The 24,055-nt window shown below is 76.0% G+C and carries 16 protein-coding genes and 1 pseudogene; 10 read left to right on the top strand and 7 right to left on the bottom strand.

The features are described from left to right. The first annotated feature begins 219 nt into the window (after positions 1-219). Positions 220-768 carry a thioredoxin domain-containing protein gene (locus tag ABZ793_RS02705; RefSeq protein WP_350707699.1) on the top strand — a complete coding sequence of 183 codons (549 nt, stop codon included), beginning with the start codon at positions 220-222 and terminating at the stop codon, positions 766-768. 13 nt (positions 769-781) lie between these two features. Here the strand turns inward: ABZ793_RS02705 and ABZ793_RS02700 are convergent. Beyond that, positions 782-3,894: pseudogene (locus ABZ793_RS02700) on the bottom strand (LuxR C-terminal-related transcriptional regulator). 155 nt (positions 3,895-4,049) lie between these two features. On the opposite strand from ABZ793_RS02700, the gene ABZ793_RS02695 reads away from it, so the two are divergent. From ABZ793_RS02695 to ABZ793_RS02670, 6 genes are all read left to right on the top strand, one after another. After that, on the top strand, positions 4,050-4,499 hold the full coding sequence (locus ABZ793_RS02695; protein WP_357451467.1) for a hypothetical protein: 450 nt from the start codon (positions 4,050-4,052) through the stop codon (positions 4,497-4,499). Beyond that, positions 4,492-5,673 carry a saccharopine dehydrogenase NADP-binding domain-containing protein gene (locus ABZ793_RS02690; protein WP_357450844.1) on the top strand — a complete coding sequence of 394 codons (1,182 nt, stop codon included), beginning with the start codon at positions 4,492-4,494 and terminating at the stop codon, positions 5,671-5,673. Before ABZ793_RS02695 ends, ABZ793_RS02690 begins: the two co-directional genes overlap by 8 nt. Before the next feature lie 127 nt (positions 5,674-5,800). Next, positions 5,801-6,877, top strand: coding sequence for a MerR family transcriptional regulator (locus ABZ793_RS02685; protein WP_357451464.1), 1,077 nt, complete (start codon positions 5,801-5,803; stop codon positions 6,875-6,877). 114 nt (positions 6,878-6,991) lie between these two features. Continuing rightward, positions 6,992-8,278 (top strand): serine--tRNA ligase, encoded by a 1,287-nt coding sequence (serS, locus tag ABZ793_RS02680; RefSeq protein WP_357450841.1) that lies wholly within the window; start codon positions 6,992-6,994, stop codon positions 8,276-8,278. A gap of 255 nt (positions 8,279-8,533) precedes the next feature. After that, positions 8,534-9,982: an alpha-amylase family glycosyl hydrolase gene (locus ABZ793_RS02675; RefSeq protein WP_357450838.1), complete on the top strand. Its 1,449-nt coding sequence runs from the start codon at positions 8,534-8,536 to the stop codon at positions 9,980-9,982. An 88-nt stretch (positions 9,983-10,070) separates the two neighbouring features. Then, a complete protein-coding gene (locus ABZ793_RS02670) occupies positions 10,071-10,982 on the top strand; it encodes a L,D-transpeptidase (protein WP_357450835.1) in 912 nt (303 codons plus the stop codon). 59 nt (positions 10,983-11,041) lie between these two features. On the opposite strand, the gene ABZ793_RS02665 is transcribed toward ABZ793_RS02670, so the two are convergent. Beyond that, positions 11,042-12,646, bottom strand: a complete 1,605-nt coding sequence (locus ABZ793_RS02665; protein WP_357450833.1) for a hypothetical protein — start codon at positions 12,644-12,646, stop codon at positions 11,042-11,044. Positions 12,647-12,692: 46 nt separating this feature from the next. Continuing rightward, entirely contained in the window at positions 12,693-14,846 is a 2,154-nt protein-coding gene (locus ABZ793_RS02660) for a prolyl oligopeptidase family serine peptidase (protein WP_357450831.1), read from the bottom strand. A gap of 164 nt (positions 14,847-15,010) precedes the next feature. On the opposite strand from ABZ793_RS02660, the gene ABZ793_RS02655 reads away from it, so the two are divergent. Further along, complete coding sequence (locus ABZ793_RS02655) at positions 15,011-16,156, top strand: site-2 protease family protein (protein WP_357450829.1); 1,146 nt, start codon at positions 15,011-15,013, stop codon at positions 16,154-16,156. On the opposite strand, the gene ABZ793_RS02650 is transcribed toward ABZ793_RS02655, so the two are convergent. Continuing rightward, positions 16,153-17,394, bottom strand: coding sequence for an FAD-binding protein (locus tag ABZ793_RS02650; RefSeq protein ID WP_357451462.1), 1,242 nt, complete (start codon positions 17,392-17,394; stop codon positions 16,153-16,155). The two genes, ABZ793_RS02655 and ABZ793_RS02650, sit on opposite strands and share 4 nt — an antisense overlap. A gap of 194 nt (positions 17,395-17,588) precedes the next feature. Here ABZ793_RS02650 and ABZ793_RS02645 point away from each other — a divergent pair, with 194 nt between their 5' ends. Further along, complete coding sequence (locus ABZ793_RS02645; RefSeq protein ID WP_357450826.1) at positions 17,589-17,816, top strand: hypothetical protein; 228 nt, start codon at positions 17,589-17,591, stop codon at positions 17,814-17,816. 24 nt (positions 17,817-17,840) lie between these two features. On the opposite strand, the gene ABZ793_RS02640 is transcribed toward ABZ793_RS02645, so the two are convergent. From ABZ793_RS02640 to ABZ793_RS02630, 3 genes are all read right to left on the bottom strand, one after another. Continuing rightward, entirely contained in the window at positions 17,841-18,770 is a 930-nt protein-coding gene (locus tag ABZ793_RS02640) for an LLM class F420-dependent oxidoreductase (RefSeq protein ID WP_357450822.1), read from the bottom strand. Positions 18,771-18,880: 110 nt separating this feature from the next. After that, positions 18,881-19,573 carry a response regulator transcription factor gene (locus ABZ793_RS02635; protein ID WP_350707682.1) on the bottom strand — a complete coding sequence of 231 codons (693 nt, stop codon included), beginning with the start codon at positions 19,571-19,573 and terminating at the stop codon, positions 18,881-18,883. A 56-nt stretch (positions 19,574-19,629) separates the two neighbouring features. After that, the gene (locus tag ABZ793_RS02630; RefSeq protein ID WP_357450818.1) at positions 19,630-21,930 is read right to left on the bottom strand and encodes a sensor histidine kinase; all 2,301 of its coding nucleotides are present in this window, start codon (positions 21,928-21,930) and stop codon (positions 19,630-19,632) included. A gap of 219 nt (positions 21,931-22,149) precedes the next feature. On the opposite strand from ABZ793_RS02630, the gene ABZ793_RS02625 reads away from it, so the two are divergent. Beyond that, positions 22,150-23,319: an acyl-CoA dehydrogenase family protein gene (locus ABZ793_RS02625; protein WP_357450815.1), complete on the top strand. Its 1,170-nt coding sequence runs from the start codon at positions 22,150-22,152 to the stop codon at positions 23,317-23,319. Positions 23,320-24,055 lie beyond the last annotated feature (736 nt).

Below are 24,055 nucleotides of genomic sequence, written 5' to 3'. Positions count from 1 at the left end.
CGCGGGTTGAACCACCCGGGCGGGGTGAGCCGCCCTCACCCCGCCCCGGGCCAGCCTGGGAGACATGACTGATCCGAAGGGGTCGACCCGAGCCGGGCGCGCCGCGCCCGGGTCCCGCACGCCGGCCACCCGGCCCGGCGCCGCACGCCTCCGGCGGGCGGACGACGACCGGTTGAGCGCGCCGGAGCGCCTCGGCACGGATCGGCGGGTGACGGCCGGATGACCACGCCACTGCAGGTCACCGCCCGCCTGCGGACCCCGGTGACCGAGCACGACCACGTCCGCGGACCGATGGACGCGCCGGTGACGATCGTCGAGTACGGCGACTTCCAGTGCCGGTTCTGCGGGGCCGCGTACCAGAACCTGCGGGAGGTGCTGCGGCAGCGGGCCGAGACGGTGCGGCTGGCGTACCGGCACTTCCCGATCACCAACATGCACCCGTACGCGGAGCACGCCGCCGAGGCCAGCGAGGCGGCCGGGCGGCGGGGACGGTTCTGGGCGATGCACGACTGGCTCTACGAGCACCAGGACCAGCTCGACCCGGTACACCTGTCGCTCGGCGTCGCGCAGCTCGGCCTGCCCGCCGACGAGGTCAACGCGGAGGTGGAGCGGCAGGCACACGGCGACCGGGTACGGCGGGACTTCGTCGGCGGCATCCGCAGCGGCGTCGAGGCCAGCCCGACCCTGTTCGTCAACGGGGTCCGCCACGACGCCGGCTACGACCTCGCGGACCTCCTGGCCGCGGTCGACGCCGCCGCCACCCCCTGACCCACCCACGCGGTCAGATCAGGTGGAGGTCGCGGGCGCGACGGACGGCTTCGCGGCGGCGGGTGGCATCGAGCTTGCGGTAGATGTTGCGGACGTGGGTCTTGACCGTGTTGACCGACAGGGACAACTCGGCGGCGATCTCCACGTTGGACAGGATGCTCTGCAGATAGCGCAGGATGGTCAGCTCCCGCTCCGTCAGCGGCTCGTCCAGCGCCGCCGCGCGCCGGTCCGCCGAAGCCCCGTCGGCCGGCGTGTCGACGCCCCGGACCAGGTCGCTGACGGTCGGCCAGTGGGCGGTGCCCGCGTCGAGGTGGGCGGCGAGCAGGTCCCGGACCCCGGGTTCGGCGCGGGTGAACACCCGCCGGAACCCCTCCGGGCCGGCCAGGTCGAGGGCCCGCTCCAGCACCCGTCCGGCCCGCCGGTCGTCGCCCGCCCGCCGCGCCAGCACCGCGTCCAGCACCGCCGCGTCCAGGCGTACGGGCAGCGGCCAGTCGGCCGAACCGGGCGCCTCCCAGTCGGGCAGCGCGTACCCGGCGGCGCGTGGGTCGCCGGCGCGCAGCTCCACCCGGGCCAGCGCGATCGCGAGCGGCGGGTCGGCCCCGTCCCGTACCCGGTCGGCGAGCAGGTGCCGGGCCGTGTCCAGGTCGCCCCGGGCCCCGCGCAGGTCCGCCTCGGCGGCCAGCAGCCAGGACGCCAGCTCAGCGGCCCGCGGCCGGTCGGCCAGCCGCTCCCGGGCCTCGGCCAGCGCCCGGTGCGCACCGGGCAGGTCGCCGGCGTCCCGCAGCAGGCCCGCCCGACACAGCGCCGCCGTCGCCGCCACGGTCGGCTCGCCCGTGGCCGGCGCGGCCAGCGCCAGGTGCGCCTCCGCCTCCTCGGGTTGGTCGCGGTGCAGCGCGACCAGGGCCAGCGCCAGGTACCCGTGCGCGCAGTCCTCCCGGCACGACCAGCCCTGGCACGGCGGCATGGCCAGGGCGTCCCGGGCCAGCGCCTCGGCGGTCCGCAGCTCGCCCCGCACGGCGTGCAGGAGCGCCGCCCGGCTGGCGCACACCAGCTCGGTACGCGGCCGCCCCGCGTCCCGGGCCGCCGCCAGCGCCCGGGCGAAGGCGGGCCCGGCGGCGGCCAGGTCGCCGTCGGCCAGGTCGGCCAGCCCGAGCGCGGTGCCGGCGACGGCACGCACGTCGGCGTCCTCGGCGGCGTCGCCGCGCGGCTCGACCGGCAGTGCGGGCGCCGGGGCGAGCAGCCAGGCGGAGGTTTCCAGCCGTTCCGGGCCGGTCGGGGACACGCCGGTCGGCCCGCCCGTCGCGGGCACGCCGGCCGGGCCGCCGACGGGCCCGCCCGTTGTTGGCACGCCGGCCCGGGATGCGTCCGCCGCGGGAGCGCCGGTCGCCGGTGGCGAGATCGGAACCGTCGAGTCCGGCGCGGGGCGGCCGGCGAGCAGCCGGGCGGCGGCGGCGCGTACCGCCTCGGGGTCGCCGGTCAGCCGGGCCAGGGTGACCTCCAGCGCGGCGACCAGCCGACGGAACCGGTCCCGGCGCGGCGCCGGCAGCGACCGGGCGGCGTCCACGGCGACGCGCAGGTGCCCGGTCGCGGCGGTCGCGTCCCCGGCCCCGGCGCGCTCGGCGGCGCAGGCGAGCGCCAGCTCCGGGTCGCGTCGCACGGCCTCCGGCGGCGGGGGCGCGGGCGCCGGTCCCCCGGGCTCGTCCCGGTCGTACGGGACCAGCTCCGGCCAGCGGGTGACGAACAGCTCGGTGGCCCGGTCCCAGTCCCCGCCGGCCAGCGCGTGCCGCAGCCCGTCGACGGGCCGCCCGTTGTCGGCGTACCAGCCGGCCGCCCGCAGGTGCAGGTCGCGCAGCTCGTCGGCGGGCAACCGGCCCAGCTCGGCCCGCAGCACGTCGGCCAGCAGCGGGTGGCAGCGGTACCAGGGCGGGCGGCTGTCGTCACGCCGGAGCAGCCCGCCGTCGCCCGCCAGGCTCGCCAGCGCCTGCTCGCCGTCGGCCCGCCCGGTGAGCGCGTCGACGAGCCCGGCGCAGACCGCGTCGGCCACGGCGGAACGCCGCAGCACGTCCCGGGCCTCCGGGGCCAGCCCGGCCAGCACCTCCTCGCGCAGGTAGCCGGCGACATCCGGCTGGTCGCCACCGAACTGCTCGGCCCAACGGGCCGGGTCGGGCTGCCCGCGCAGCGCCAGCGACGCGAACCGCAGCGCCGCCGGCCAGCCGCCGGTCCGCTCCCGCAGCCGGCGCACCCCGGCCACCGGCAGCGTCACCCCGTGCGCGGTCAGCAGGTCGGCGACCTCGTCGTCGGTGAAGGCCAGCTCCTCCGGGCCGATCTCGGTCAGCTCCCCGGCCAGCCGCAGCCGGTGCACGGCCAGCGGCAGCCCGCCACGCGCGCCGACCACCAGCCGCAGCCGCTGCTCGGCGTGGCGCAGCAGGAAGTCCACCCCGGTCAGCGCCGCCGGGTCGGTGATCCGGTGCAGGTCGTCCAGGACCAGCAGCACCGGCCGTTCCCGGGCGGCGAGGGCCGCGGCCAGCACCTCCAGCTGGTCGGGGCGGGGCGAGCGGTCGGGCACGGGCGGGCCCGGCGCGTCGTCGGCGGGATCGGCGGCCGCGCGCAGCGCCGCCGCCAGGTAGGACCAGAGCCGGTCCCCGTCGTCGCCGGCCTCCACCGACACCCACGCCGGCAACGGCCGGGCGGGACCTGCCGGGGCGTCCGCCGCCGCGCCGAAGTCGCCGGGGCTCGCGCCGGCCGCCGCCGTGTCCCGGGCGCCCTCGGCCGCGGCCGTCACCGGCCCCTCCCCCGTCCGGCCCGGGTGGCTCCCGGCCTCCCTCGCAGCCCGGAACCAGGAGGCGAGCAGCGTCGTCTTGCCCCACCCCGCCGGGGCGCAGACCAGGGTGACCGGGCCGGCCGTTCCCGCGTCCAGCGCCCGTAGCAGCCGGGGCCGCAGCAGCAGCGGCTCCGGCGGCGCGGCCGGGCTCAGCCGGGACGCCAGCAGCGGCGCCCCCGCCGGCCCGCCCGCGACCGCGACGACCCCGGTGTCCCGTACGTGCTCCGGCATCCGGCCCCACCCCCACGGACGCGTCCACTCCCCAGGCCATGCGGCGGGCGGTTACCCGGCCGGGCCCGGTTCACCCCTTCGGGGGGAGCCTGCGTCACCCGGGCCGCGGCGACCGTGGTGGCACGCGGGCGACCGGCCGCACCCGACGGCGCCCGACGGGGGTCGGTGGGGCGGAGGACACCGAGGTGGACGCGCGGGGACGGAGGGACCGGTGGGACGCATCGCGGGGATGGCCGGGGCCGGGCTCGCCCTCGGTACGACGGCCGGGGCGGCGGTGCTGCGGGCGCTGGCCGTACGCCGGCAGGGACGGGCCTGGCCCCGTGCGGCCGGGGCCGACCCGCGGCGCGCGCGCTGGCAGGTGGTGACCGTCGACCGCGCGCCCGGCGAGGTGCTGCCCGGCGGGCGCTGGCCGGAGCCCCTGCGCCGGCTCGGCGGCGCGGTGCAGGTGGAGCTGCGCCCGGCGCCCGGCTGCCGGGGCACGGAACTGGCCGCGCGGCCGCTGGCCGGCGCGACCCCGACCGGACTCGCCGCCCACCTCGTCGGCGACGATCCGGGGCTGCTGATCCGCCAGGCGCTGCGGGAGGTCAAGCAGCTCGCCGAGACCGGCGAGGTGCTCCGCGCGGACCGCTCCGCCGTCGACCGCCCGGCGCCGTGGGTGGCAGACTCGGCGGATGCGTGAGCAGCGGGCGTACGACGTCGTCCTGTTCGGGGCCACCGGCTTCACGGGCGGGCTGACCGCCGAGTACCTCGCCCGTCACGTCCCGCCCGGGTTGCGCTGGGCCCTCGCCGGGCGCAACCCCGGCAAGCTCGCCGCCGTCCGGGACCGGCTGGCCGCGATCGACCCGGCGCTGGCCGGGCTGCCCCTGCTCACCGCGGACGTCACCGATGCCGCCTCGCTGCGGGCGGTGGCCGAGAGCGCCCGGGTGGTGGCCACCACCGTCGGCCCGTACGTCCACCACGGGGAGCCGCTCGTCGCCGCCTGCGCCCGCGCCGGCACCGACTACCTGGACATCACCGGCGAACCGGAGTTCGTCGACCTGATGTACGTGCGCCACCACGACGAGGCGGTGCGCACCGGGGCGCGGCTGGTGCACGCCTGCGGCTTCGACTCGGTCCCGCACGACCTGGGCGTCTGGTTCACGCTCAAGCACCTGCCGGCCGGCGTGCCGATCACCGTCGACGGCTTCGTCCGGGCGGGCGGGCGGTTCTCCGCCGGCACGTACCACTCGGCGCTGCTCGCCTTCTCCCGGCGGGCCGAGACGTCCCGGGCGGCGCGCGAGCGCCGGCAGGTCGAGCCGCGTCCGACGGGGCGGCGGGCGCGCGCGGTGCCCGGGCGGGTCGCCCGCGACAGGGAGCTGGGCATGTGGACGGTGCCGCTGCCGACCATCGACCCGCAGGTGGTACGCCGCTCCGCCGCCGCCCGCCCCGAGTACGGCCCGGACTTCCGCTACCGGCACTTCGCCGCCGTGAAGCGGCTGCCCACCGTGCTGGCGGGCGCGGTCGGGCTGGGCGGCCTGGTCGGCCTGGTGCAGCTGCCGCCGGCCCGGCGCTGGCTGCTCGGCCGGCTCGCCGCCGGGCAGGGGCCGACGCCCCAGCAGCGGGCGAAGTCCTGGTTCCGGGTCCGGTTCGTCGGCACCGGCGGCGGCCGGCGCGTGCTGACCGAGGTGGCCGGCGGCGACCCCGGGTACGACGAGACGGCGAAGATGCTCGCCGAGTCCGCGCTCTGCCTGGCCACCGACGACCTGCCGGCGGCCTCGGGCCAGGTCACGCCGGTGACCGCGATGGGCGACGCGCTGCTGGACCGGCTGGTGCGGGCCGGAATGACGTTCCGGGTGCTCGACGAGCCCCGCTGACCCGTGGGCCCCGACCGACCGACCGACGTGACCGGCGACGAGGCCGGACACGACCGGCGGCCCGGGCGGTCGGTGGCTTGACCCTCGACCAGGTTGAGACGACAGGATCACCGCCGTGGAGAGCGACCTGCACAGCATCGGCGAGCTGGCCCGGGCCAGCGGGCTGACCGTGAGCGCCCTGCGGTTCTACGACTCGGCCGGGGTGCTGACCCCGGCCCTGGTCGACCCGGTCACCGGCTACCGCTGGTACACCGGCGACCAGGTGGCGCCCGCCCGGCTGGTGGCCGGGCTGCGCCGGGTCGGCATGCCGGTGGCCGAGATCGCCGCCGCGCTGCGGTCCGCGCCCACCGAGGTGCACCGCCTGCTGGACGCGCACCTGCGCCGCCTGGAGGACGGCCTCGCCGACGCCCGCCGCGAGATCTCCCGGATCCGTACGCTGATCGATCCCGAGGAGCGCCCGATGACCACCCGCCTCGTCCTGTCCCGGGTCGACCTGGCCGCCGCCGTGGACGCGGTCCGCTTCGCGGTCGGCACCGACCCCGACCTGCCGGTGCTGACCGGCGTGCTGTTCGACGTCGACGGCGACGGCGTACGGCTGGTGGCGACCGACCGGCACCGGATGGCCCTGGCCCGGGCGGCCGGCCGGGTCGACGGGCCGCCGGCGCGGGTGCTCGCCCCCGTCGCCTTCGTCGACGAGGCGCGGGCCCTGCTCGACACGGGCGCGGGGAGCACCCCCGAGGCACACCTGACCGTGGCCGGCGGCACGATCTCGGTCTCCGTCGCCGGCCGTACGGTCGACGCCGCCGTCCTGCCGTACGACTTCCCGGACTACGCCCGCCTGCTGCGCGCCGCCCCCGGCGACGGGCCGGCGCACCGGCTGACGGTCGATGCCGCCGCCCTGCGGTCGGCCCTGACCAGCGCCGACGCCCCCGTCGTCAGCCGCCGGCACGACGGCGCCCCGCTCGCCGTGACCGTGCTCGGGCCGGACGGCCGGGGCGGGGTGCGGCTGCTCGGGGCGGACGAGCTGGCCGGGGAGGAGGACGCGTTCCGGGTCGGCGTCAACGGCGACTACCTGCTCCAGGCCCTCGACGCCGCCGGCCCGGGGCAGTTGCTGCTGGAGCTGGACGGCCCGATCGCGCCGCTGGCCGTCCGCCGCCCCGACGACGCCGACGCCTTCTCCATCCTGATGCCGATCCGGCTCTGACCCCTCCTCGCCGACGGCGGCGGACGGTGTCCGGCCCGGCCCGGGGCGCGACCGGGCCGCGACGGTAGCATCGGTGGGTCCACCTGACGTCCGGACGGAGGCGTACGGAGCAGCATGCTCGACATGGAGTTGATCCGGAAGGATCGCGAGGCGGTGGAGACCGCGCTGGCGAAGCGACTGGATCCCGCCGAGGTCACCCGCGCCCTGGACGAGATCCAGCGGCTCGACCAGGAACGCCGTGCCCTGATCAGTGGGATCGACGCCGAGCGGCAGCGCCGCAAGGCCGAGGCGCGCGCGTACGCGCAGGCGAAGCGGGCCGGCACCGAGCCGCAGGTGACCGCCCCGGAGGCCGAGCGCAAGCAGCTCGCCGAGCTGGAGAGTCAGCTCGACGAGGTGCAGACCCGGCTGCGCGACCGGATGAGCGAGCTGCCCAACCTCCCGGCCGACGACGTGGTCGGCGGCGGCAAGGAGGCGAACCGGGTCGTCAAGACCTTCGGTGCGCCGCCGGCCATCGAGAAGGTCCGCGACCACGTGGAGCTGAGCCGCGCGCTGGGTCTGGTCGACCACGAGCGCGGCGTGAAGCTCGGCGGCTCCGGCTTCTGGATGTACACGGGCCTGGGCGCCCGGCTGGAGTGGGCGCTGGTCAACTGGTTGATCGAGCGGAACATCGAGGCCGGCTACGAGTTCCTGCTCCCGCCGCACCTGCTGCTGGACACCGCCGGCTTCGCCGCCGGCCAGTTCCCCAAGTTCTACGACGACGTCTACCACCTGGACCGGCAGTCCGCGCCGCGCGGGCAGTTCCTGCTGCCCACGGCGGAGACCGCGATCCTCGGGGCGTTCCAGGACGAGATCCTGGACACCGCGAAGCTGCCGCTGAAGGTGTTCGCCTACACCCCGTGCTACCGGCGCGAGGCGGCCGGCTCGCACTCGGACGAGCGCGGCACGGTGCGGGGCCACCAGTTCAACAAGGTGGAGATCTTCCAGTTCACCCTGCCCGACCAGGCCGACGCCGCGCTGGAGGCGATGGTCGGCCACGCGGAGAGCCTGGTCGAGGCGCTGGGCCTGCACTACCAGCGCACCCTGCTGTCGGCCGGCGACGCCAGCGCCGCGATGAGGAAGACCCTCGACATCGAGGTGTGGATGCCGAGCACGGGCAAGTACAAGGAGGTCTCGTCGGTCTCCTGGGGCGGCGACTACCAGGCCCGCCGGGCGGCCATCCGCTACCGGGAGCCGGGCGGCAAGCAGACCCGCTTCGTGCACACCCTCAACGGGTCGGCGCTGGCCACCAGCCGCCTGTTCCCGGCCATCCTGGAGCAGTTCCAGCAGCCCGACGGCTCGGTGCTGGTGCCCGAGGTGCTCCGCGACCGGTTGGGCACCGACCGCCTCACCCCGACCCGCTGACCTTCGGCCCTCGCCCCCGCCTCGCGTCTGCCGCCAGCGGGGGCGACTCGCCGTGGCGAGCCGCGGCGCCGCCCGCACGGACGACGCGGCTGTCCTTCACATCACCGCAGTGACGCATGTGCATGCGTTGACAGTCACTGCAACGCGCTTGTAATCTTTCGGAAACTTTCAGACCGGGCTGCAACTTCCCGGCAGCATCGGGCCCTCCCCCGGCCCGCCGCCGCCCCGCCCCCGCACCCCGTCAGGAGTCCTCCGATGCAGAGACGTCGACGTCTGTCGGCGATCGTCGCCCTCGGCGTGATCGCGGGCCTGATCGTCCCCGCCGCCGCGACGGCGCCCCCGGCCGCCGCGGCCCCGGCCAGCAGCAAGAAGGTCATCGCCAACCTTTTCGAGTGGAACTGGGCCTCGGTGGCGACCGAGTGCGGGACCACCCTCGGCCCCAAGGGCTACGGCTGGGTCCAGGTCTCCCCGCCCCAGGAACACGTCCGGGGCTCGCAGTGGTGGCTGGCCTACCAGCCGGTCAGCTACCGGATCGAGTCCCGCAAGGGGACCCGCGCCCAGTTCAAGTCGATGGTCGACGCCTGCCACGCCGCCGGGCTGAAGGTGATCGTGGACGCGGTGGTCAACCACATGTCCGGGCAGGACAACGGCGGCACCGGGTGGGCCGGCTCGTCGTACGGCCACTACGACTACCCCGGCATCTACCAGACGCAGGACTTCCACCACTGCGGCCGCAACGGCGGCGACGACATCGCCAACTACAACGACCGGTGGGAGGTGCAGAACTGCGAGCTGGTCAACCTCGCCGACCTGAAGACCGAGTCGGACTACGTCCGGACGCGGATCGCCGGCTACCTCAACGACCTGCTCTCGCTCGGCGTCGACGGCTTCCGGATGGACGCCAGCAAGCACATGCCGGCCGCCGACATCGCCGCCATCAAGAGCAAGCTGTCCCGCCCGGCGTACCTGGTGCAGGAGGTCATCCACGGGGCTGGCGAGCCGATCCAGCCGGGTGAGTACACCGGCAACGGCGACGTGCACGAGTTCCGCTACGGCAAGGACCTGGCCCGGGTCTTCCGCTCCGAGAAGCTCGCCTACCTGCGCAACTTCGGTGAGGGCTGGGGGCACCTGCCCAGCGGCTCGGCGGCGGTGTTCGTGGACAACCACGACACCCAGCGCGACGTGGGCGGCGTGCTGACCTACCGCGACCGGGGCATCTACGCGCTGGCCAACGCGTTCATGCTCGGCTGGCCGTACGGCTCCCCGACGGTCATGTCGAGCTACACGTTCAGCCAGCGCGACCAGGGCCCGCCCTCGGACGGCTCGGGCCGGACCCTGGACACCACCTGCTACTCCGGCTGGGAGTGCGAGCACCGCTGGCCGGTGATCGCCAACATGGTCGGCTTCCGCAACGCCACCGAGGGCGCCGGCGTCGCCAACTGGTACGACAACGGCAACAACCACATCGCCTTCAGCCGCGCCGGCAAGGGCTATCTGACGGTCAACGACGAGGACCACGCGATCACCGGCCGGTCCTACCACGCCGGGCTGCCGGCCGGCCGCTACTGCGACGTCATCCACGGCACCTTCGCCAACGGCACGTGCAGCGGGCCGGTGATCACTGTGGACGGCAACGGCTGGTTCGCCGCGAACATACCCGCCCACGACGCGGTCGCCATCCACGTCGGCGCCCGGCTCAGCTGACCCGCCACCCCACCGACGGCCCCCGTCCCCGGTCGACTTTCCGGCCAGGGCGGGGGCCTCGTCGCTCTCCACCCGTTACAGTGACTTTGTGCGTTTTGACCGAATGATCCGGCGGCGGGCGGGCCTGCTGGCCGTCGCCGTGGGCGTACCCCTGCTGCTGGCGGCCGCCGGGGCCACGGGCTGGGCACTGACCCCCGACCGCACGCCCTCCGCGCCTCCGGTCGTCGCGCCGCCCACGCCGACCGCCGCCGTGCCGAGCAGCGCGGCCCCGACGCCGGAGCGGGTGCCCGTCGCCGCGCCCGCGCCCGACGACCTGCCGGTGGTCGACTACAGCCTGGCGCCCACCGGATTCCCGGCCGACCCGGACACCCTGGACACCACGCCGCTGACCGAGGGCCTGCACCCGACCCGCGAGATCGCCGCCTACACCGCCCCCGGCGGTCGGCCGCTGGCATTCCTCGCCCCCACCATCAACGGCGTCGAGCTGACCATGCCGATCGCCCAGCGGCGCGCCGGCTGGACGGCCGTGCTGCTCCCTTCGGCCAACCGCACCCTCGCCTGGCTGCCGCCCGGCGGCTTCACCACCGTGCCGCTGCGCGGCCAGATCGTGATCGAGCGCAAGCCGCACCGGCTGACCTGGTACCGCGCCGGCCAGGCCGTCCAGTCCTGGGAGATCAGCCTCGGCCAGCGCGGCCAGGAGACCCCGCTGGGCCGGACCTTCATCCTCGGCCGCACCCCGCCGCCACAGGACGTGTACGGGGGCGTGGACATCTTCGCCCTCGGCGCGGTGCCCGACGACCCGGAGTCGGTGCCGGCCAGCCTGCGCGGGGCGCACATCGGCATACACAGCTGGTACCACGACGGCGAACTGGGCATGAAGACCACCAACGGCTGCATCCGGCTCACGAAGAGCGGGCAGCGGAAACTGCTGGCCGAGGTGCGCCCCGGCACCGAGGTGGCGGTGGTCGACGAGCTGCCCGTGCCACCCCCGACCGCCTGACGGCGTCGAGCCCGGCAACTGCTGCCGGGCTGGGCCGTCGGCTGTTGAGCAGGGTGGCGTCAGCCGCCGGCCGTGCACAGCGGCACGTCGGGGATGGTCTGCGAGCGTTTCACGATGTCCCACAGGAACTCGCTCTCCAGGTCGGCCTTGAACTTCGGCCGGCCCGGAAGGCGGTCGCCGATGAGTTTCCCCAGCTCCCCGTCGATGTTGATCCCCATGCCGAAGCCGCCCTTGATGACCAGGTCGACCCGGGTGCACCGGGCCAGCGGAGCGCCGAACGCCGAGCCGTTGGTCACCCCCGCCGCGAACCGGAACTTCGCATACGGGCCGGCGGAGGCCCCGGGCACCCCGAAGCCCAGCGAGAACTTGAACTCCGGCGCGATCACGAGCCCGCTCGGGCCGAGCGTGATGCCGCTGATCGAGTCCATCATGCTCGTGATGACGCTGAACGTGGGCACCAGTGGCGTGCCCGACTGCATGCCGAGCGCTCCCACCAGCCCCCACTTGCCGGACGCGGTGATCGTCGAGTTCTTCCCGGTCAGCGCCGTCTCGATGACCAGCTTCACCTTGCCGACCAGCACCATCGGGAGGCCGTTGACCATGATCGGTTTGTTGAAGATCTCGGCCGGCACCTCGAGTTTCACCTTGGAGTTGCTGTCCGTACCGCCGCCGAGCCCGGCCTGGAGCTTGACCTCCAGCGATTCGAGGCCGTGCAGGACAGTGCCCGGGTTCGCGGCGATGGTGCCGGCGGTCAGGGCGACGTCCGTGGCCAGCCGCAGCGTCTTGAAGCCGAGGGTGATGTCGGCGCCGAACTTCAGGTGGCTCCCTTCCTTGCGGTACACCGAGACGGTCAGCCCCTTGGCGTCGAGCGCGGTCGTCACACCCCAGTCGTTGAGGGTGACGTCCAGCTTCTCCTTGGCCGGCGACGGCAGCTTCTGGTCCGACCCGGCGATCTTCCCGACCGGCTGTTGCGGCACCGTCACGGCGGCGGGCCGGCGCGCCGGGGCTCCCGCGCGGAGGCCCGGCTCGCGGACGACGCCCGCGCCGCCGGCCGTGGCGAACACGGTCGTCGACCGCCGCGCGCCCCGGTCGCGCATGCTGACCGGTCGCAGGTCCGTGTCGGCCCGATCCGGGGTCGTGACGGTCCCGGGCAGGTCCGGGATCTCCTGGATGCCGATGCTGTCGGTGCCGATGTCCGCGACGTCGATCGCGGCGTCGACCTTGATCCGGCCGTCGCGGATGACCTCCTGCGGCTGCACCGGCACGAGCGTGACCGCGACGTCGCCGCCGACCCGCTCCTTCGCCGCGACCCGGCCGACCGCCCGCGAGGTCAGGAACATGACCTCGCCCACGTCGAGGTCGCCCAGGCCGCGCACGCCGCCGTCGATCGTCCAGACCAACCCGTCGCCGCTCACCGACCGGACGGCCGCCGCGCCGCCGTCGACCACGACCACGTCCGGCTGGTACGTGAACCCGGACGGATCCTTCGCCGGGGACTGGCCGTAGCGGGCCGTCAACTCGGTCGTCTCCCCCGAGGTCGAGGTGCCCCTCGGGGTGGACGAACAGCCGACGAGCGCCACGCAGCAGACCATCGAGAGCACGACCCACGCCCTGGTGCCGCCGCGCCCCGGCACCGGCGCGGCCGGGAACGATCGAAGCGTCATGCCGCGACGCTAGGCGCTGGCGCGCGACGCGTAATCGGTCGTTTCCCTATCCTTCGAACCCCGGATCAGCGGGGACGCTGCTCCCCCGCGCCTGTGGGCTGTCGGCGCCGGATTCTCCGGCCGGCCCGCCCGCCCACGCGTCGACCGGCGGAAGCTGGCGCGGCAGGGGCCGGCGCGGCTGCCCGGCCAGCTTCCGCCACAGGAACTCACACGTCAGCGCCCAGATGAAGGCACGCTGCTCGTTGTTCGACGCCGTACCGTGCCCGCCTTCGACGTTCTCGTAGTAGGACACGTCGTGGCCCTGCTCGCGCAGCCGGGCCGCCATCTTGCGGGCGTGCCCGGGATGCACCCGGTCGTCGCGGGTCGAGGTGATGAGAAGGACCGGCGGATACGCCGTCCCGCCACGAATGTTGTGGTACGGCGAGTACTGCCGCAGATAGGCCCAGTCCTCCTCCTGGTCCGGGTCGCCGTACTCGGCCATCCACGAGGCGCCGGCCAGCAGCCGGTGGTAGCGCCGCATGTCCAGCACCGGCACGCTCGCGACGACCGCGCCGAAGAGCGACGAATAGCGGGTCAGCATCACCCCCATGAGCAGCCCACCGTTGCTGCCGCCCTCGATGCCGAGCTGCGCCGGCGTGGTGATCCCGCGGGTCACCAGCTCGGCCGCCACCGCCGCGAAGTCCTCGTACGCCCGGGGCCGGTTCTCCCGCAGCGCGGCGCGGTGCCACCGCGGGCCGTACTCCCCGCCGCCCCGGATGTTCGCCACCACGTAGGTGCCGCCCCGGGCCAGCCATCCCCGGCCGATGATCCCGCTGTAGTGCGGGGTCTGGGAGATCTCATACCCGCCGTACCCGGTGAGCAGCGTCGGCCCGGCGGGCGCCTGCGGATCCCCCACCACGAAGTACGGCACCCGCGTGCCGTCGGCCGAGGTGGCGAAGAACTGGCGTACCACCAGGCCGTCCGCGTCGAAGGACGCCGGCTCCTGCTTGAGGGTCTCCACCCGGCCGCCGACGTGGCCGAGCCGCAACGTCGCCGGTTGGAGGAACCCTTCCGAGGCGAGCAGGTAGGCGTCGCTGTGGTCCGGGTCGGTGTCCACGATCGCGCTGTGGTCGAACTCCGGCACCCCCGCCAGCGGCTCCCGCCGCCATCCCGTCCCGCCGGGCGTCAGCACCTCCAGCCGGCTCCTCACGTCGGCGAGGATGGCCAGGATCAGATGGTTCCGGGTCCAGAAGTGGTGGCTCAGCGCCGTGCGGTCGTCCGGCCGGAAGAGCACCGCCATCTCCCGTTCCCCGGCGAGGAACGCGTCGAACCGGGCCGCCAGCAGGGTGCCTGCGGGATGGGTCACCCCGCCGACCGTCCACGGCGAGCGCAGCCGGATCAGCAGCCACTCCCGGCGTACGTCCCACTGGGCGTCCTCCGGCACGGGGATCCGAATCCGCTCGCCGGCCGCTGTCAGCAGGTAGCTTTCCGTGCGGTAGAAGTCCAGGCTGCGGCCCACGAAGTCGCGCTCGAACCCGGGCGTCGGGTCGTGCGAGGCGTACACGGCGACGTCGTCCGCGGAACCCTCGTAGACGACTTCGGCCTCGCTCAGCGGCGTGCCCCGTCGCCACCGTCGGACGGTGCGTGGGTGGCCGGAGGCGGTCAGCGAACCGGGCCCGAAGTCGGTGCCGACGTAGACGTGGTCCGCGTCGATCCAGCAGACGTCGCTCTTGGCCTCGGGCAGCGTGAAGCCGTCCTCGACGAAGGCACGGCGGGCCAGGTCGAACTCGCGCACCACGACGGCGTCGGCGCCACCCCGGGACAGGCCGACCAGGCCGCGCCGGTAGCCGGGCCGCAGGACCGTCGCCCCGCTCCAGACCCAGTTCTCGCCCTCCTCGGCGGCCAGCGCGTCGACGTCGAGCAGCACCTCCCACTCCGGCTCGGGCCGGCGGTACTGGTCGAGCGTCGTCCGCCGCCAAACCCCACGCGGATGCGTCGCGTCCCGCCAGAAGTTGTAACAGAGGCCGTCCCCACGCCACCCCGGATAGGGAATCCGTTCCTCGGCGTCGAGGACCTGCCGGAGTTCGGCCCGCAGGGCGGCGAACGCCTCGCCGCCGGTCAGCGCGGCGAGGGTTTCCGCGTTGCGGTCCCGCACCCACCGTGCGGCGTCCGCGCCATCAAGATCTTCCAGCCAGAGGTACGCGTCGGTCTCCACCGTCATGCTCGCCACCTCGCCACTATCCCCGACGAGGCAGGCACGTTCATGTCCGGTCGAGTGTCGGCATGACGACGTACGCCATCCAGGAGCTGGCGCTGATCTGCTCCACGGCGACAGGGCACCTACCGGCGTGGCATGGGAGCAGCCTTCGGGGGTATGACCGAAACATGAGGGCGAGTTTCCGGCTCGGCCGGATCGCGGGCGTGCCGGTCGGGGTCAACTGGAGCGTCCTGGTCATCTTCGTGCTGATCGCCTGGGCGCTGTCGGCCAACCAGTTCCCCCGGGCATACCCGGACCGGCCCGTGATCGCGTACGTCCTCGCGGGGCTCGCCGCGGCGGTCGTCTTCTTCCTCGGCCTGCTCGCCCACGAGGTCTCCCACGCGATCGTCGCCAAGCGCAACGGGCTGGAGGTCGGCAGCATCACGCTGTGGCTCTTCGGCGGGGTGGCCGAGCTACGCGGCGAGGCCCCCAACCCGGGCGCGGAGCTGCGCATCTCCGGCGTCGGCCCGCTGGTGAGCCTCCTGATCGGGCTCTTCTTCGGCGCGATCGCGGTGGTGCTCGCCCTGGCCGGGGTCGACGGGCTGCCGCTCGGCGCGCTGGCGTGGCTGGCCGGCATCAACGTGCTGCTGGCGGTCTTCAACGTGCTCCCCGCCGCCCCGCTGGACGGTGGGCGGCTGCTGCGCGCGGCGGTCTGGAAGGCGACCGGCGACCGGACGAAGGCGTCGGTCGTCGCCGCCCGGGCCGGCTGGGTGCTCGGCGCGCTGCTAATCGGCCTGGGGCTGTGGCAGTTCCTGGCCGGGGTCGGCTTCGGCGGGCTGTGGCTGGCCCTGATCGGCTGGTTCCTGATCGGCGCCGCCGGCATGGAGGAGCGGCAGGCCCGGATGGGCAGCGCGCTGCGGGGGGTACACGTGGCCGACGTGATGACGCCGCAGCCGCAGACCGCGTCGGGGCAGATGACCGTGGCCGACTTCGTCGACCACTACCTCTTCGCGTACCGGCACACGGCGCTGCCGCTGACCGAGGACGACCGGCCCGTCGGCCTGGTCACCCTCGACCGGGTCCGCGGCATCCCGGCGGACCGCCGGGATGCCACCACGCTGGCCGAGGTGGCCTGCCGCGCCGACGAGCTGGTGCTGGCGAGGCCGGAGGAGCCGCTCAACGACCTGCTGCCCCGGCTCAGCGAGTGCGCCGACGGGCGGGCGCTGGTGGTGACCGACGGCCGGCTGGTCGGGATCGTCTCGCCGAGCGACATCAGCCGGGCGGTGCAGCGTGGCAGCCTGCGCGAGCAGATGGCCGGCCGACCCGGCCGCTAGTCCCGGGGGAGGTAGCGGTCCAGCAGGTCGGTGCGGAACGTGCCGGCCGGGTCGAGCCGGCGCACCAGGTCGAGGAAGTCGGCGTACCGGGGCCAGGCCGCGGCGACCGCCGCCGGGGCGAGCCCGAAGACCTTGCCCCAGTGCGGGCGCGGCGCGAACGGCGCGAGCCGCTCCTCCACCGCCGTCACCACCGGCAACACCGCCGCCGGGTCGGCGATCCAGGTGAAGTGCACGGCGAGGCTGTCCCGCCCGTGGTTCGGGCTGAGCCAGAGCCCGTCGGCCGCCACCGCCCGCAGCTCGCAGACCTGGAGCACGGGCGCGATCAGGTGCGCGACCGGCGCCAACGCGGCCAGCACGGCCGCCCCCGCGCCGCGCGGCACGTGGTACTCCGACTGCAGTTCGTCGCCACTGCTCGGGGTGAACCCGAGCCGGAAGTGCGGCAGCCGCTCGTGCCACGGCCCGGGCACGCCGAGCTGTGGGGTGCAGTGCTCCGCCGGCATGCCGGGCACCGGATGTCGCGGCGCGTCGGCCGCCGTCGTGCCCAGCCAGTCCGCCGGGGGCGGGGCGGCGTCCGCGCGCTGCTTCAGCCACACCTCCCGCAGCCGCGGCCCGCGGAAGTCGGTGAAGACGCTGACGCTGTACGCGGAGGCGAACCCCGCGTCCAGCGCCTCTGGAGGCAGGCCGAGGCGGACATACTGGCACAGGTCGTACGCGGGCACCACGTCGAGGGTGAGCCGGGTGACCACGCCGAGCGCGCCGAGCGCGACGACCATCCCGGCGAACGTGTCCCCGTCCGCCGCCCGGTCCACGGTCAGCAGGTCGCCGTCGGCCGTCACCAACTCCAGCCCGGCGACGGACGTGGCCAGGTTGCCGACCGTCTCGCCCGAGCCGTGGGTGCCGGTGGCCACCGCCCCGCCCACCGAGATGTGCGGCAGGGAGGCGAGGTTGGCCAGGGCGTACCCCCGCTCGTGCAGCCGGGCGGCGAGGTCCCCGTACCGCATGGCGGCCGGCACGGTGACGGTCCGGCGGTCCGGGTCCAGCGCGACGGTCGCGGGCATCCCGGCCAGCGAGACCAGGTCGCCGGCGGTGTCCCCCAGCCGGTTGAAGGAGTGCCCGGTGCCGACCGCCCGGACGCGGTCGCTGCCCGCCACCAGCCGGCGCAACTCGTCGAGGGACGACGGCCGGTGGCGCCGGCGGGCGGCGTAGCGGACGTTGCCCGCCCAGTTGGCGCCCGGCACCGCCCCGGTCGTGCCGCCGGGCGGGACGGCGTCGCCCCGGGGGCGCGGCGGGCCGTCCGTCCGGGCCGCCCCGGCGCCGTCGAGTTCCACGTCGATCCCCCTGCCCGTGGCCGTGGTCGGGGTGCGTCGCCCGTGGACGGGTGCCCGTCGGTCGGCGACGATTACCACCGCCGTCGTCGGGGAACCCTACGCCGATGAGCAGCTACCGCGACCCCGCCCTGCGGGGCGACGTGTCCGCCTCGCGGGAGGAGATCGACCCGACCGGCGCCGGGCCGGCCCCGTCGGGGGCGCCGCCGGCCGGGGCGGACCCGCTGGGCACGACGCCCGGGCCCCGACCGACGCCCGCGCCCCCGCCCGCGCCGCACCCGGTGCCCCACCCCGGGCCGGCACCCCGGGCCGGGCGGCCGGCCGCGCGTGCCTGACGGCCACCCAGACCGGCGCGCGGCTCAGAGCTGGGGCATCACCTCGGCCGCGACCAGCTCCAGGTGGTCCAGGTCGGCCAGGTCGAGCACCTGGAGGTAGAGCCGCTCGCTGCCGATCTTCGCGTACCGGCCGATCTTGTCGACGACCTCGGCGGGGGTGCCGGCCAGGCCGTTGGCGCGCAACTCGTCGGGCTCCCGGCCGATCGCAGCCGCCCGCCGGGCCACCTCGGCGCCGTCCCGGCCGCAGCAGAGCACCAGCGCGTTGGACCAGCACAGCTCGGCCGGGTCCCGGCCCGCCTCCGCGCAGGCGTCCCGGACCCGCCCGAACTGGGCGGCCGAGTCCTCGACCGAGGCGAACGGCAGGTTGAACTCGTCGGCGTAGCGGGCGGCCAGCCGGGGCGTCCGCTTCGGGCCCATGCCGCCGAGCAGGATCGGCGGGCGCGGGTCCTGCACCGGCTTCGGCAGGGCCGGCGAGTCGCTGACCGGGTAGTACGTGCCGGCGAAGTCGAACGTCCTGCCCGGCGGCGTCGCCCAGAGCCCGGTGATGACGGCGAGCTGCTCCTCCAGCCGGTCGAAGCGCTCCCCGAGCGACGGGAAGGGGATCCCGTACGCGGTGTGCTCCTCGGCGTACCAGCCGGTGCCGATGCCCAGCTCGACCCGGCCGCCGCTCATCTGGTCGACCTGCGCCACCGTGATGGCCAGCGGGCCGGGCAGCCGGAAGGTGGCGGCGGTCATCAGCGTGCCCAGCCGGATCCGCCGGGTGTCCCGGGCCAGTCCGGCGAGGGTGGTCCACGCGTCCGTCGGGCCGGGGTCGCCGCTCACCGAGCCCATCTTCAGGTAGTGGTCGGAGCGGAAGAAGGCGCCGTAGCCGGCGTCCTCCGCGCAGCGGGCCACGGCGAGCAGGTCGTCGTAGGTCGCGCCCTGCTGGGGTTCGGTGAAGATCCGCAGTTCCATGGCCCGAGCATAGGGAGCCGGCCCGGCCCCCGCCGGAGCTCGCCCCGCCCGTACGCCGGACCTCGGCGGCACACGGCGCCACCGGGGTACGCCGCCCGCCTCGGCGGGGCTCAGAGCTGACCGAGGCCGGCCTGCCGGGCGCGCTGGATCGCCTGGCCCCGGTCGGCGACCTGGAGCTTCGTGAGCACGTTTGACAGGTGATTGCGGACGGTCTTCGGGCTGAGCGTCAACCGCCGCGCGATCACCACGTTGCTCAGCCCCTGGGCGACGAGGTCGAGCACCTCGCGCTCCCGGTCGGTCAGCTCGGGGAACGGCACCGGGCCGGCCGCCCGGGCACCGGCCAGGAAGCCCACCGCCCGGGCGGCGACCGCCGGGCCGAGCAGCACCTCGCCGTTGGCCACCGCCCGGACCGCCCGTTCCACCTCCCCCGGCGCGGCCCCCTTGAGCAGGTAGCCGCGGGCGCCGGCGCGCAGCGCCGCGAAGACGGAGTCGTCGTCGTCCAGCATGGTGACCACGAGCACCCCGATCCCGGGGTGCCGCCCGACGATCTCCCGGGTCGCCTCCACCCCGGACCGGCCGCCCAGGTGCAGATCCATGACCATGACGTCCGGGCGCAGGGTGGCGGCCACCCGCAGGGCCTCGTCGGCGTCCGCGGCCTCGCCGACCACCCGCAGGCCGGCGGTGCTCGCGAGCAGCGCGGTCATGCCGAGGCGGAAGACCGGGTGGTCGTCCACCACCGCGACCCGGATCACCCCGCCGTCCGTCCCGGTCACCGCGCCACCGCCACCGTCCGTCCCGGTCACCAGGCCAACCCCCACCGTCCGGCCCGCAGCCGGGCCACCGTCACCATCCGTCCCGATCACGACGCCACCCCCACCGTCCGGCCCGCAGCCAGGTCGACGGCCGTCCGGTCGCCGGGGCCCGGCGACGCCGCGCCGTCGGGCGTCGACACCACCGACGCTCGGCCTGGGTGCGGCGGTGGCGTTGCTGATCCTGCCTCGCGCGACGGCACCGCGACGTGCGGCGGGCTCGTCGGGCCCGTGCCGGCGGTGCCCGCGCCCTCCAGCGGCCACGGCGCGTGGTCCGGGGGCCGCTCCGCCGGGGCGCGGCTGGGCACGGCGCACCGGTCGGCGGGCACCCGGACGCTGACCAGGGTGCCCCCGGCCGGCCCCGGACCGACCGCGCACGTCCCGCCCACCCCCTCGGCCCGCTCGCGCATCGACAGCATGCCGACGCCGGGCGGTGCCCCCGGCGGGATCCCGGCCCCGTCGTCGGCGACGGTGAGCGTGAGGCCCGCCTCGTCCACGATCAGCGCGATGCGACAGGTCCGGGCGGCGGCGTGCCGGTGCGCGTTGCGCAGCGCCTCGGCCACGATGCCGTACACGGCGGTGGCCACCGGCTCGGGCAGCGGCAGCGGGTCCGCGTCGACCTCGACCAGGAGCGGCGCGCCGTCGTACCGCCGGGCCAGCTCGTGCACGGCCGGCACCAGGCCCCGCTCGCCCAGCACCGGCGGCAGCAGACCCCGGGCGAGGTCGCGGACCTGCTCGACGCTCTGGTCCATCTCGTCGCGCAGCCGGTCCAGCAGCCGGCCGGCCGCGTCCGGGTCGACGGCGAGCAGGTTCCGGGCGGCCTGCACGCCGAGCGCCACCCCGGCCAGCGCCGGCCCGAGACCGTCGTGCAGGTCCCGGCGCAGCTTGCGCCGCTCCGAGTCGCGGGCCTCGGCCAGCCGGGCCCGGGACGCGGCCAGCGCGCCGCTGGTCGCGGCGAGGCTCGCCGCGGAGGAGACCAGCGGCACCAGGTCGAGCAGCGCGGCCCGGGTGCGCCCGTCCAGCCGCTCCCCCGCCCGGGCCCACGCGGTGAGCCGGCCCACCTCGCGCTCCCCCCGGCGCAGCGGCAGCACCAGCGGCGCGCCGGGCGGCCCGGCCGACTCGGCCCGCGCGGAGCAGCCCTCGGGCCCGTCCACCTCGATGGCGCAGGCGCCGAGGCGCAACAGGTCGGTCAGGCTGCGCGCCACCTCGGTGAGCACGTCGGCCGCGTCCCCGGTCGCGCTGATGCGGTGCCCGACGCGGCGCACCACGCGCAGCGGCTCGGCCGCCGCGCCGTGGATCAGCTGGTCCACCCGGCGCTGCACCCGGATCCGGCCCGGCTGCACGCCGATCGCGACCAGCGCCGTGACGAGCGCCCCGGGCACCGCCGGGGTGGCCGGCAGCAGCGCGTCCAGCACCGACACCCCCAGCACGTACGCGGCGACCAGCAGGAACGTCATGAGGAACCAGACCAGGGTGCGACGGACGGCGATCTCGATGCCCCACAGCCGCTGCCGGAGCACCACCGCCAGTACGGCGGCCGGGAAGAACGCCTGCGAGGCGAGCATCGCGACGGGGGCCGCCTCGTCGGGCACCGGCCGGGCCCAGCCCTCCGGGAGGGCCACCGGCGCGAAGCTCAGGGCGAGCAGCAGCGTGCCGACGGCCAGCCAGCCCAGCCCGACGCGCTCGGCGGGCGCGCCCCGGCGACGGCGGGCGGCGACCCCGGCGGCGGTGAGCAGCCCGAGCGCGGGGACGGCCGCCAGCAGGGCCGGCTGCACCCGCTCGATGAACTCCGCCCATCCGGCGCTGGCGATCGGCAGCGGCGCGCCCGACCCGGCCGCGCCCGGCCCGGGCCAGGTGAGCTGGAACAACACGTAGCCGGCGACGACCATGGCGCCGGCCAGTACCGCCGCCCGGGCCGGCCGCGGCAGCCGCCCCTCCCGGACCAGCCAGGGCAGCACCACGATCAGCGAGAGCATCCCCGGCGCCCAGGCCCAGTGCCGGGCCGAGGTGAGCAGCACCGGGTCGGGCAGCCCGGGGTGCACCCCGAGCAGGTCGACGTACTGGGCGCTGAGCGCGGCGAACCCGCCGCCGAGCCCGGTGGCGGCGAGCAGCCAGGCGACCGGGTGACCCCGGCGCAGCAGGATCAGCCAGGCGACCACGCCGTAGACGGCGCAGTCGGTGAAGTCGACCAGGAAGTAGAGCTGGGACAGCCCCCAAGGCCGGCGGGCGAGCACCCAGCAGACGGCGGTGGCGACGAGCAGCAGCGCACAGCCGACGAGGACGAGCCAGGCGGCGACCGGGTGCCGGCGGTCGCCGTGGGTCGCCGCGGGCGGGGGCTGCTGGACCGACATGCCGAGAATCCTGGCAGTCGCGGGGCCGGTTGGTGATCCCCCGACGTTCCAGTCCGAATGTCGGTCCGGCGACAGTCGCTGCGATGCGGGCCGGTTCGTCCCGGCCGGGTGGACACCGCGCGGCGCGGGATGTCCCGGGCATCCGGTGCCGGTGTCCCTGGCCCCCGGGTCGCCGACGGGTCCACCGTGGTGGGTGAGCCACGACGCGAGGAGGAACCCATGGAGGAGCGGCACCGGGACGGGCTGGTCGGGGCGGTGGACGCGCTGGTCCCGGAGGTGTCCCGGCGGGCCGGGGAGATCGAGGCGGCCCGGGCGCTCCCCGCCGACCTGCTCGACGCGCTCCGGGCGGCCGGCTGCTTCCGGATGTTCGTTCCCCGCAGCCACGGCGGGTACGAGGCGGACCTGCGCACCGGGCTGCGGGTGCTGGAGACGCTGGCGCGGGCGGACGGCTCGACGGGGTGGACGGTGATGATCGGCGCGGAGACGCCGCACCTGCTGGCGATGCTGCCGCGCGACCGGTTCGACAAGCTCTACGCCGACGGGCCGGACGTGGTCGTCGCGGGCGGCTTCGCCCCGCAGGGGCGGGCCGAGCTGGCCGACGGCGGCTTCCAGGTCACCGGCCGGTGGGCGTACGCGAGCGGGGCGCGACACGCCGACTGGATCTTCGGCAACTGCGTGCTGACCGGGGACGGCGAGCCGCTGCCCGGACCGGCGGGGGCGCCGCCGGAGGTGCGTTCGATGCTCTTCCCGGCCTCCCGGTTCACGGTGCACGACACGTGGCACGCGCTGGGCCTGCGCGGCACCGGCAGCCACGACGTCGAGGTGGCCTCCGCGTTCTGCCCGGCGGAGGAGAGCTTCGACCTGTTCACCGGTGCGCCCTGCGTGCCGGGGCCGGGGTTCGTGGCGCCGCTGGTCCACTTCGTCCTGCACCTCGGTGCGGTGGCGGTCGGCATCGCGCAGGGCGCGCTGGACGACATGGTCGCGCTGCTCGACGGCGGCCGGCAGCGCCTCTACGCCCGGCAGTCGCTGGCCGACTCGCCCGCCTTCCGCCTTCAGCTCGGTCGCGCCGACCTCGACGTGCGGGCGGCGCGGGCGTTGTTGCGGGACCTGGCCGACGACCTCTGGGCGGCGTGCGCCACGGACCCGGCGGCGATCCCCGGGCTGCACCCCCGGATCTCCGCCGCCCTGCCGTGGGTGTCCGAGCGGGCCGCCGCCGCGGTCGACACCTGCTACCGGGCGGCCGGCGGCGGGGCGGCCCGGGACTCGTCCCCGCTCCAGCGGCGGTTCCGGGACATCCACACCTTCAGCCAGCACGCGGCGGCGGCCGAGGGCTGGCTCGGCAACAACGGCGCCCGGGTGCTCGGCCGGCCGGTGGAGCTGGCCTACTGACGCCGGGGCGGGGCCCGGCCGAATTTCGCCCGAGCGCCCCGGACGCCGCCCGAGCACCCCGGACGCCGCCCGGCGAACCCGGACGCCGCCCGACTGCCCCGGACGCCGCCCGGCGAACCCGGACGCCGCCCGGCGAACCCGGACGCCGCCCGGCGAACCCGCAACGTGGCGAACCGGCAGCGCAGCGCAGCGAACCCGTAGCGCCGTCCCGGTCGGCGACGACGCGTACCGCACAGTTCCACGGTGACCGCAGTCGTCTGGCTGACGGAACGGCGGTCGGGTAGCGGACAGGACGCCGGCCACCTCGGCGTCGCACTGTTGTAGCAGGTGAGAGGCGTAAGGATGGCGGGCCACATCCCATTCCTCGGGTCCGGCGGGGACAGCACCGTCCCCGCCGACGCCGCCACCACCGAGCCCGGCCCCGCGACGGCCCCCGGCGTAACGCAGCGCCGACCGGCCCGCGCACCGCGAGGCCGCGCTCCGGCAGCCACCGTCCCGGGCGCCAGGGCCGGTGCCGCCTCACCGACACCGACGTCACCCACTCCGGCGGCCGTCGGGCCGCGCGCGGCGACCCCGAGCCGAGCGCGGTCGGCGAGTCGTACCCCCGACCGGTCCCCGGCCGCGCCGTCGCGTGCCCGGCGGCCGGCCTGCGCCCGACCCCGATCCCTCCGCAGCCGGACCGGCCGTGACCACGCGCCGGAGCCGGTCCGGCGACCGAGCACGAGAGGAGCCGGCA

Origin of the sequence: Micromonospora sp. NPDC047465 (genome assembly GCF_040643125.1) — a bacterium.
Taxonomy (GTDB): domain Bacteria; phylum Actinomycetota; class Actinomycetes; order Mycobacteriales; family Micromonosporaceae; genus Micromonospora.
The sequence above is the reverse complement of the archived record's forward strand: the minus strand, read 5'-3'. Positions and strand labels throughout refer to the sequence as shown.